Here is a 10,808-nt window from a genome sequence, read left to right on the forward strand (position 1 = left end):
CGCACCTTCAAGGCCGGCCACCGCAGTGGCCGCGAACAGGATCTATGGGGGTGGACTGGCGTAGCGCCCAAGGGCGCTGCCCTTGGCTATTTGACCGCGGCAATCAGCTCGGCAGCCGGCGCTCGCTCACGGGCAATGAGGCGTTCCAGCACGCGCCGGGATTGCACGCCACCGGCATCGATATTGAGCTTGAGCAAGTTGCGCTCGGGATTGGCCAGCAGGTTTTTCTGCTGCTGTTCGAGCATGTCGAGGTCTTCGCTGAAAATCTTCCCCTGGCCCTCGCGGATGGTGGCGGTGAGGGCTTCGTCGTGGGGATTGAAATTGCGCGCCATGCCCCAGAAGTACCAGATCGACGTCTCGGTTTCCGGCGTAATGAAGTCGACCACGATGCTCGCGGCCTTGTGTTGCGGCTCGGCGTCGTAACCGCCCTTGCCGGCGTGGGCCACGCCGACCTCGATCAGGACATGACTGGGTGGTGTGAAGCGGCAGATCTGCCAACGGTCTACCGGCACGTCGTCGGCCAGGTTATTGCCACGCAGGGCCATGCGCCAGAACGGCGGCGCCATGATGTTTTCCATGTGCCGCGCAGTGACCACCTCGTCACCCTGGACGGTGGTGACCGGCGCCGCTTCATCAATCTCTTTCTGGCCGATGCTCGAGGCGTGCACGTAGGTTTCGTGGGTGAGGTCCATCAGGTTGTCGATCATCAGGCGATAGTCGCAATTGATGTGGAACAGCCCACCGCCGTAGGCCCACTCATCGCTGACCGCCCACTCCAGATGATGGATCAACGCAGGATCAGCCTTGTCCTGCTCCCCGGGCCAGACCCAGATGAAACCGTAACGCTCTTGCACCGCGTAAGTCTTGTTGCACGGAAAGCCGCGTACGCGCTGGCCTGGCATTTCGACGGTCTTGCCGTCACAGCCCATCACCAGTCCGTGGTAGCCACAGACCAGGTTGCCATTTTCGACATAACCCAGCGAAAGAGGCGCACCACGATGGGGGCAAAAATCCTCGATGGCAGCAACGCGCCCTTCATGGCCGCGATAGAAGACGATTTTCTCACCGCATATTTGCCGCCCCAGGGGCTTGGAAGCAATCTCGTCGGGGGTGCAGGCGACGTACCAGGTGTTTTTCGGATACATAGGGTTCTCCGGGACAGGCTTGTTTTTATGGATCCATTGAATCGAATAAAACCGACAACAGTCAAGCTTTTTACAGATAAATGCAGATTAATGGATCCATTGAGACCATGCAGTGATGCCCAACCTTTCGAACACTTGATGCGGGCGAAGTCGGTACTGACTACGTGGATGACACTTTTGAAGTGAACAGCTTTAGCGCCTGCCTCGATAATCGATAGCTTACTGACGAACTGTCGAGGTCAAGCATGACGAGCACAACAACGGAACAAGTCAGCCCGAAAACACTGAGAAGAGTGATCGTGGCTGCCGGCATCGGCAATTTCGTGGAATGGTTCGACTTCGCCGTCTACGGCTTCCTGGCCACGACCATCGCCCAGCAGTTTTTCCCCAGCGGCGATGCCAGTGCCGCGCTGCTCAAGACCTTTGCGGTATTCGCCGTGGCGTTTGCGTTCCGGCCCCTTGGGGGGATTTTCTTCGGCATGCTGGGAGACCGGATCGGGCGCAAGCGCACCCTGGCGATGACGATTCTGCTGATGGCCGGTGCGACGACCTTGATCGGTGTATTGCCCACTTATGCCGCCATCGGGGTTACGGCGCCGATCCTTCTTTCGCTGATCCGTTGTGCCCAGGGTTTCTCCGCCGGCGGGGAATACGCAGGTGCCTGTGCTTACCTGATGGAGCATGCGCCGAGTGATAAACGCGCCTGGTACGGCAGCTTCATTCCGGTGTCGACATTTTCCGCCTTCGCCGCCGCCGCCGTGGTGGCCTACGCGCTCGAGGCATCGTTATCGGCTGAAGCAATGGGCAGTTGGGGCTGGCGCCTGCCGTTCCTGATTGCCGCACCGCTGGGCCTGGTGGGTCTTTACCTGCGCTGGAAGCTCGATGAAACACCGGCATTCCAGGCGGTGACCCAGGAACATGCGGTCGCCCATTCCCCACTCAAGGACACCTTGCGCAACCATGGCGCGGCCATCTGCTGCCTGGGCGCCTTCGTGTCGCTCACGGCGCTGTCGTTCTATATGTTCACCACCTACTTTGCGACCTACCTGCAGGTCGCGGGGGGCCTGAGTCGCGCAACGGCGTTGCTGGTGTCGTTGATTGCCTTGCTGTTCGCAGCGGCAATCTGCCCGTTGGCCGGACTGTATTCGGACCGGGTCGGGCGCCGGATGACGGTGATGACGGCGTGCGCCTTGTTGATCGTGGCCGTGTATCCATCGTTCCTGATGGCCAGCTCCGGCTCGTTCGCAGCGTCGGTCGCAGGCGTCATGCTCCTGGCCGTTGGCGCGGTGTTGTGTGGCGTGGTCACCGCGGCCTTGCTCTCGGAAACCTTCCCGACCCGAACTCGATACACCGCCTCGGCCATCACGTACAACATGGCGTATACGATTTTCGGCGGGACGGCCCCGTTGGTGGCGACGTGGCTGATCAGCACCACCGGCAGCAACCTGTCGCCGGCGTTTTACCTGATCGCGATTGCCTTGCTGGCGTTGGCAGGCGGGCTCGCGTTGCCGGAGACGTCACGGATCTCCCTGCATGATGTGCAGGCGGAGGGGAAAGGTGCAGGTGTGCGGGCTGTGGCCTGATCGCAGATATGCCCCCGATCCAATTGTAGGAGCGAGCCTGCTCGCGATGAACGTCCTGACAACGTGCTCATCCAGACAGGGCGCGTTATCGTTGACGTCCATCGCGAGCAAGCTTCGCTCCTACAGGGGGAATGTGTTCGCTTGAAGTCAGGTCGGCTTTAAGGCCGCCTCGCTTTGGCTTTAGATTTTGGGTGCCCCGTTAACCACGATGGCCGAACGCAGGCATTGCGCAGTGGGTAAACCGGCAGGACGCCGGTTTAGCCGCGCTGGGCCAGGGACGGCCCAGCGCGGCGACCTCTGTAGGAGCGAGCATGCTCCGGGCGGCGTTCCGACGAAAAACTTGAGAGCGCCACGGGGTGTCAGGCTTCCCGAGTCATCGTTGACCTTCATCGCGAGCATGCTCGCTCCTACAAGGGACTCGCCGTAAGGGCGAAACCATAAGCCGCCGTTACCGCAGCAATGGATATGCCCCCCAAAAAATGGCCGGGACAACCACACAACCACTGCAAATCCAACAATAATAGAGGCCAAACCACCAAGGCAGAGCCCCCTTTTGAACATCGATAACCGAATCAAATTCCGGCATCTGCTGTGTTTTCTCGAGGTGGCACGCCAGGGCAGCCTGGCACGTGCCTGCGACAAATTGGCGATCAGCCAGCCAGCGCTTTCCAAAACCTTGAAGGAACTGGAAACCCTGCTCGATGCCAGGCTGTTTGAACGGGGTAAAAAGGGCTCGACGCTGACCGAAGCCGGCGTGGCCTTCCTGCGATACGCAGGGCCGAGCGTGCAAGCGCTGCGCGACGGGGTCAACAGTTTGCGCTCGGGCGTGCATGAGCCCATTACCGTGCAGCTCGGCGTGCTATCCACGGTCGAAAGCCTGTTGGTACCGGAGGTAGTCTGCCGCCTGCACGACCGTCACCCGGCGTTGGTGGTCAGTGTCGTGACTGGCCCAAGTGCCTATTTGCTGTCCCGACTGCGGGTCGGTGAGCTGGACCTGGTGGTGGGCCGGATGACCGATAGCCCACTGATACAAGGGCTCGCGTTCGAGCACTTGTACAGCGAATCCATGACCCTGGTGGTCCGCAGCGGCCACCCGGTGCTCAACGATCCGTCGGGACAGAAAAACCTCGAAGACTATCCGCTGGTATTGCCGTCGGCGGGGACGACGATCCGCAAGTTCGCCGACAGCCTGTTCGTCCAGCACGGGATCACACCATCGCGCCAACGCCTGGAAACCTTGTCGGTGGCCCTGAGTCGGCGCTACGTGCTGTGCAGCCAGGCTATCTGGGTCGCCCCTCTCGACGCTGTCAGACAGGATTTGCGACAGGGTGAGTTGGTCGAGCTGGACCTTGGAATGCGTGAGCCGGGTGGCTCCGTCGGGCTGTGCACCAATCCCGCGTTACCGGTATCACCGGCGGCGCAGTGGTGCGTGGAGGCATTGCGCGAGGTCGGCCAGGAGTATCGCGAAGGTCAGTATCCATAACCATCTGGATATGCATAAGGTCGATTTTTTCAATTTTGCGCTGGGACGTACAAGAGGACACTGGGCCACCAGTCGCTGCCAACGCAGTGCCTCCGTCCCACCATAACAATAGGAAAAACGACATGTCTGATGCGCACGACAGCCGTTTCGTCATTCGTGACCGTAATTGGCATCCCAAGGCCCTGACGCCTGACTACAAGACCTCGATCCTGCGCTCCCCTCGCCAGGCATTGGTGAGCATCCCCCAGTCTTTATCCGAAACCAGCGGCCCGGATTTTTCCCATCTGCAAATGGGTCGGCACGATAACGACCTGCTGTTGAATTTCAATCACGGCGGCCTGCCCATCGGCGAACGCATCATCGTCGCGGGCCGGGTTTGCGATCAATACGGCAAGCCGATCCCCCACACCCTGGTGGAGATGTGGCAAGCCAATGCCGGTGGTCGTTACCGGCACAAGAAAGACAGTTACCTGGCCCCCCTCGACCCCAATTTCGGCGGCGTTGGCCGTGCGTTGACCGACCGCGATGGCAACTACAGTTTCCGCACCGTCAAGCCCGGCCCCTACCCATGGCGCAACGGCCCCAACGATTGGCGTCCTGCGCATATCCATGTCTCCATCAGTGGCCCCTCGATTGCCACGCGCCTGATTACCCAGCTGTATTTCGAAGGTGATCCGCTCATCCCGATGTGCCCGATCGTCAAGTCGATCGCCAACCCGGACGCGGTGCAGAGCTTGATCGCCCGCCTGGACATGGGCATGGCCAATCCCATGGATTGCCTGGCTTATCGTTTTGACATCGTCCTGCGCGGCCAGCGCAAGACCCACTTCGAAAACTGCTGAGGAGGCCTGCGAATGCCCGTTCAACTTCTGCCTGAAACCCCGTCGCAAACCGCCGGGCCTTATGTGCATATCGGCCTGGCGCTAGAGGCCGCCGGCAACGCGCCGCGTGAGCAGGAAATCTGGAACGAGATGGCCAGGCCTGGCGCGCCAGGCGAGCATATTCTAGTGGTGGGCCACGTGTATGACGGTAATGGCCACTTGATTCGCGACGCCTTCCTGGAGTGCTGGCAAGCCAACCACGACGGCGTCTACGACAGCGCTTTCGACCTGGAGAAAGCCTTCAATTGTTTTGGCCGTACCGCGACCACCGATGCCGGTGAATGGACGATCAAGACCGTCAAGCCCGGCAGGCTGAAAAACGCCTCGGGCGTTACCATGGCGGCGCATATCAACGTTGCGTTGTTTGCCCGGGGCATCAACATTCACCTGCAGACCCGCCTGTATTTCGACGACGAGCCCGAGGCGAATGCCGTGGATCCGGTGTTAAACCTGATCGAACAGCCCCATCGGCGCGAATCCCTGGTCGCCAGGCGCTGCACCGTGGATGGCAAGCTGGCGTACCGCTTCGACATTCATCTTCAAGGCGAAGCGGAAACGGTGTTCTTCGACTTCTGACGCGGCGTGGGCAGACACCAAGCTGCCCACACTCCTGAAATGAGTGCCGGCGCGCTTCAAGCGCGCTGGGTCAAACCCGCTTTCAATTCCGCTATGCATGCCTGCAGGCGCTCATGTTCAACTCATCGGCCTGCGCTCCCCGTGTCATGAAATGAAAATTCGCTGTCGTGCAATGCGAGGTGGTCGCCCCCTGCTACACCCTAGAGTCGGAGCAAAATAACAACCGGGTCAGCACCCGGATACAAGAGAGCCGACATGAGCAGATCCACCCGAACGAGCGAGTCCGTAACTCCAACCCAGCGCCCCCCAGCAACCGGCCGAAAGCGCCGCGTTCGCAAGGAGGGTGATCCCGCTGGCGACACCCAGCAACAAGAGCTGATCGGCACGGCTTCCAACCAGACCCTGGCGGCCAATCCGCTGGTCAGCGTGCGCGCGGCGGACCTGGCCAGCTCGGCCGGTTACCTGCTCAAGGCCGTCGGCTTGTCGCCGCTCAAGGCTGGCGCTCATCTGGGTGGCTACCTGAAGGAGCTGCGCGGCATCGTTGGCGGTCACTCCAGCATCGCGCCGAATCCCAAGGACAAGCGCTTTGCCGATCCAGCCTGGCAATCCAACGCCTTCCTGCGCGCGCTGCTGCAGAGCTACCTGGCCGGCCAAAGTGAACTGACCCGCTTCATCGAATCCACCGACCTTGCCCCGCTGGAAAAGAGCCGCGCCCGGTTCGTCGCAGAACTGCTGGCCGATGCCGTGGCACCGAGCAACTCGCCGCTGACCAATCCGGCGGCACTGCGCAAGCTGGTGGACACCGGGGGCATGAGCCTGGCCAGGGGCATCCGCCAGTTCGGCGATGACATGCTGAACAACCGTGGGCTCCCAAAACAGGTCGACAGCTCGCCGTTTACGGTTGGCGAAAACATCGCCACGGCCAAGGGCCAAGTGGTGTTTCGCAACGAGATGTTCGAGCTGCTGCAGTTCGCCCCCACCACTGAAAATGTCCATGCCCGGCCCTTGGTGATGTCGCCGCCGCAAATCAACAAGTACTACGCCATCGACCTGTCACCGGAGAAAAGCCTGATCAAGTGGATCCAGGACAGCGGCGTGACGCTCTTTGTCATCAGCTGGCGCAACCCCACCCGCGAGCACCGCGACTGGGGCTTGGCCGAGTACGCGCTGTGCCTCGACCAGGCGGTGGACGTGGCACGCCAGATCACCGGCAGCCCGGACGTCAACATGTGGGGCTCCTGCTCGGGCGGCATCACCCTGGCGGCTTACCTGGGCTGGCTGGCGGCCCGTGGCGAAGGCCACAAGGTGGCCAACACCAGCTGGGCCGTGTGCGTGCTGGACATGCCTTCGGCACTGGACGACACCACCCTGGGGTTGTTCACCACCCCGTCGGCCCTGCGCGCGGCCAAGGCCAGCTCCCGGCGCAAGGGCGTACTGAGCGGCCAGGGCATGGCCCGCATGTTCGCCTGGATGCGGCCCAACGACTTGATCTGGAACTACTGGGTCAACAACTACCTGCTGGGCAACAAGCCGCCGGCCTTCGACATCCTGGCCTGGAACAACGACACCACGCGACTACCCGCCCAACTGCACGCGGACTACCTCGACCTGGTCCAGCAGAACCCCTACAGCAACCCGGGCTCCCTGGAGATTGCCGGCGAGTCGATCGACATGACCCAAGTGAAGGTCGGTGCCTATGTGATCGGCGGCACCACCGACCACATCACACCCTGGCAGGGCTGCTACGGCACCGCCCGACTGTTTGGCGAGGACGCCACCTACGTACTGTCCAACGCCGGCCACCTGCAAAGCCTGGTGAACCCGCCGGGCAACCCGAAGTCGTTCTACTACGCCGCACCTGCCGCCGCCGAGACCCCGGAAACCTGGCTGCAAAACGCGGGCGAGCGCCAGCAAGGCAGCTGGTGGCCGCATTGGCGCGAATGGATCGGCCAGCGCTCAGGCGAAAGCCGGCCGGCGCCGAAGAAACTTGGCTCGCGCAAATACCCGCCCCTCTGCCCCGCACCTGGCACCTATGTCATGGAGCGTTGATTACGCGCGGCGCCTGGATGAACGCGTTGTCCGGACATTCTTCGCGAGCAGGCTCGCTCCCACAGGTTCCACACGGACCTTTGTAGGAGCGAGCCTGCTCGCGATGGACTTCAACGATGACGCGGGGCGCCTGGATGAGAGCGTTGCCCGGACATTTTTCGCGAGCAGGCTCGCCCACAGGGGATCAGGTACAGCCGTGGAGCAGGTCGGCTTTAAGGCCGCCTCGCTTTGGTTTTTGATCTGAGGCGCCCCATTAACCACGATGGCCGAACGCAGGCATTGCGCAGTGGGGAAACCGGCAGGACGCCGGTTTAGCCGCGCTGGGCCAAGGATGGCCCATCGCGGCGACCCCCGGAGCAATGCCGGAGTGAGGGCATGCCGAGCCCTAGCGAGGCACCGAGTGGTGGGGCAAAGCCTTTTGCTTCCTTTTTGCTGGGCCGGCACTCCGGCGTTTGAAAAAGGGAGTCGCTGTAAAAGCGAAACCATAGGTCGCCGTTACCGCAGCAATGGATATGCACTCCGACAACCAATTTCACACAGGGCTTCCTGTGACGCTTCGCATCACCGTTGCGCACGACTCAATTAATGCGTCGTCAGCGGAACGCGGAGCGTCCCTGGCGGCATTCCCACGCAGAGCGTGGGAACGATCAGCGAGTTCACTTCAAGCCAGGCCGCCTCGCTTTGCTGTTGATCGCGAGCGCCCCGTTAACCGCGATGGCCGAACGCAGGCATTGCGCAGTGGGGAAACCGGCAGGACGCCGGTTTAGCCGCGCTGGGCCAGGGACGGCCCATCGCGGCGACCCACGGAGCAATGCCGGAGAGAGGGCATGCCGAGCCTAAGCGAGGCACCAAGTGGTGGGGCACAGCCTTTTGCTTCCTTTTTGGCGTTTGAAAAAGGGAGTCGCTGTAAAAGCGAAACCATAAGCCGCCGTTACCGCAGCAATGGATATGTACGCAGGCAACCAATTTCACACAGGGCTTCCTGTGACGCCCCGCATCACCGTCGCGCACGGCTCAATTAACGCGTCGTCAGTGGAACGCAGAGCGTCCCTGGTGGCATTCCCACGCAGAGCGTGGGAACGATCATCGAACACAGGCATCACCAAAAGCAGGTCGGCTTTAAGGCCGCCTCGCTTTGCTGTTGATCGCAAGCGCCCCGTTAACCACGCTGGCCGAACGCAGGCATTGCGCAGTGGGGAAACCGGCAGGACGCCGGTTTAGCCGCGCTGGGCCAGGGACGGCCCATCGCGGCGACCCACGGAGCAATGCCGGAGTGAGGGCATGCCGAGCCTTAGCGAGGCACCAAGTGGTGGGGCACAGCCTTTTGCTTCCTTTTTGGTGTTTGAAAAAGGGAGTCGCTGTAAAAGCGAAACCATAAGCCGCCGTTACCGCAGCAATGGATATGTACGCAGACAACCAATTTCACACAGGGCTTCCTGTGACGCCCCGCATCACCGTCGCGCACGGTTCAATTAACGCGTCGTCAGTGGAACGCAGAGCGTCCCTGGCGGCATTCCCACGCAGAGCGTGGGAACGATCAGCGAGTTCACGTCAAGTCAGGTCGGCTTTAAGGCCGCCTCGCTTTGCTGTTGATCGCGGGCGCCCCATTAACCACGATGGCCGAACGCAGGCATTGCGCAGTGGGGAAACCGGCAGGACGCCGGTTTAGCCGCGCTGGGCCAGGGACGGCCCATCGCGGCGACCCACGGAGCAATGCCGGAGTGAGGGCATGCCGAGCCTAAGCGAGGCACCAAGTGGTGGGGCAAGAATGGAACAACCACATAGGTAACAGTAAAGTTCAGGCACATGGGTAACACCTGATCACTTATTTTTGATTACTTTGAGCGTCAGATAACCATCCTTAGCGTCTCGTTCATCAACCCGTCCCAGTAGAACAGGCCCAAAGATGATGTCCCAAGCCCCTTCGCTGATGTTCTCCAATCCGACTATCTGATGTTTCAGGACATAGCCGACATAGATTCTGAGCCTTCCTTTGTTCACCACGCCGTTGGAGTCCGTTCGGTATGCCTCAACATGGCTTGGGTACTTCATCTCCGGCAGCTTCCTCGGAAATGCCCGTGACGAGCTTGTATAGCAGGAGCCTGGTGTTTTCTGCCCCAAAGCCTCATGAAGACGTTCATGATTATAGTGCTGCATGAACAGGTCAAAATGCTTCTGCTGGGCTCCCCACTCAATTTCCGGCGGCCTTGGCAATGTGCTCTTAAGCGTGCGGTGCATGCGCTCATGCCGTCCATTCTGCTCGGGTCGACCCGGCTGAATCCTTTCGTGAATGATGCCCAGGCGGGCCCACCAGATAGACAACTGCGATAACCCGGCACGCCCACCGCTGGCGAAAGGGACTCCGTTGTCCGTACGGATCCGCTCAGGCATTCCATACATCTTGAATAACCGCTCGAAGGTGGCCTTGGCGTCCTTGAAAGTCGTGCTCGGCATGCTTTCACAAGCCAGTAAAAATCGACTGGCGTGATCCATTACCGTCAACGGGTAACACCAGACACCGTCTCCTGTCAGGTATTGGCCTTTGTAATCAGCGCTCCAGAGCTGGTTAGGAAGGTCGGCTTTCTGAAGTGGTTTGGGATAAACGGCGACACGTTGGCGCAACCGCCGAGACACCACCAATCCCGCTTTTTTAAGCACGTTGTAGATCGTGGTTTTGGAGGGTGGCGGCTGATCTGGAAACCGCTCTCTCAGGGCTGTCTGGATCTTTTTCGGGCCTGGCGTGGTTTGCCCTTGGCCGCGCAGCTCAAGAATGGCCTCTTTGACCGCAAACGGCACAGCCTGAGCTTGAGAGTGGCGCTTGCGACTGCACTCCGCCAATCCGTTGATGCTGTCCGCGTTGTAGCGGGCTACCCACTTGTAACCGGTCTTGCGACTGATGCTGTGAGCCGCACAAAGTTGGCTGAAATTAAGTCGACCGGACAGATAGTCGGCAATGAACATCACTTTCAGGTCCATAGGTTTGAGCTCTCGCCACGGCATGGTCAGATCCTCGGAATCGACCAGTGCCAGTTAAAAACTGTTACCTATGTGCTTGAACTGTTTTGTTACCTATGTGGGTGAGTCATACCGG

The 10,808-nt window shown here is 60.6% G+C and carries 7 protein-coding genes; 5 read left to right on the top strand and 2 right to left on the bottom strand.

Going from position 1 to position 10,808, the window contains the following annotated elements; all coding sequences use genetic code 11:
* Nucleotides 1-86: 86 nt before the first annotated feature.
* Nucleotides 87-1,145: an aromatic ring-hydroxylating dioxygenase subunit alpha gene (locus PSUM_RS29525; protein ID WP_083348605.1), complete on the bottom strand. Its 1,059-nt coding sequence runs from the start codon at nt 1,143-1,145 to the stop codon at nt 87-89.
* Nucleotides 1,146-1,390: 245 nt separating this feature from the next.
* On the opposite strand from PSUM_RS29525, the gene PSUM_RS29530 reads away from it, so the two are divergent.
* The 5 genes from PSUM_RS29530 (at nt 1,391) to PSUM_RS29550 (ending at nt 7,717) form a co-directional block, all read left to right on the top strand.
* Nucleotides 1,391-2,728 (top strand): MFS transporter, encoded by a 1,338-nt coding sequence (locus PSUM_RS29530; RefSeq protein WP_042955208.1) that lies wholly within the window; start codon nt 1,391-1,393, stop codon nt 2,726-2,728.
* Nucleotides 2,729-3,281: 553 nt separating this feature from the next.
* The gene (pcaQ, locus tag PSUM_RS29535) at nt 3,282-4,211 is read left to right on the top strand and encodes a pca operon transcription factor PcaQ (protein WP_020801258.1); all 930 of its coding nucleotides are present in this window, start codon (nt 3,282-3,284) and stop codon (nt 4,209-4,211) included.
* A 122-nt stretch (nt 4,212-4,333) separates the two neighbouring features.
* Entirely contained in the window at nt 4,334-5,053 is a 720-nt protein-coding gene (gene pcaH / locus PSUM_RS29540; RefSeq protein WP_033043918.1) for a protocatechuate 3,4-dioxygenase subunit beta, read from the top strand.
* A 12-nt stretch (nt 5,054-5,065) separates the two neighbouring features.
* On the top strand, nt 5,066-5,668 hold the full coding sequence (gene pcaG, locus PSUM_RS29545) for a protocatechuate 3,4-dioxygenase subunit alpha (protein ID WP_083348604.1): 603 nt from the start codon (nt 5,066-5,068) through the stop codon (nt 5,666-5,668).
* Between the two features lie 255 nt (nt 5,669-5,923).
* On the top strand, nt 5,924-7,717 hold the full coding sequence (locus PSUM_RS29550) for an alpha/beta fold hydrolase (protein ID WP_083348603.1): 1,794 nt from the start codon (nt 5,924-5,926) through the stop codon (nt 7,715-7,717).
* A 1,821-nt stretch (nt 7,718-9,538) separates the two neighbouring features.
* Here the strand turns inward: PSUM_RS29550 and PSUM_RS29570 are convergent.
* Nucleotides 9,539-10,717: an integrase core domain-containing protein gene (locus tag PSUM_RS29570; RefSeq protein WP_020800720.1), complete on the bottom strand. Its 1,179-nt coding sequence runs from the start codon at nt 10,715-10,717 to the stop codon at nt 9,539-9,541.
* Nucleotides 10,718-10,808 lie beyond the last annotated feature (91 nt).

This window comes from Pseudomonas umsongensis (assembly GCF_002236105.1).
Lineage (GTDB): Bacteria > Pseudomonadota > Gammaproteobacteria > Pseudomonadales > Pseudomonadaceae > Aquipseudomonas > Aquipseudomonas umsongensis.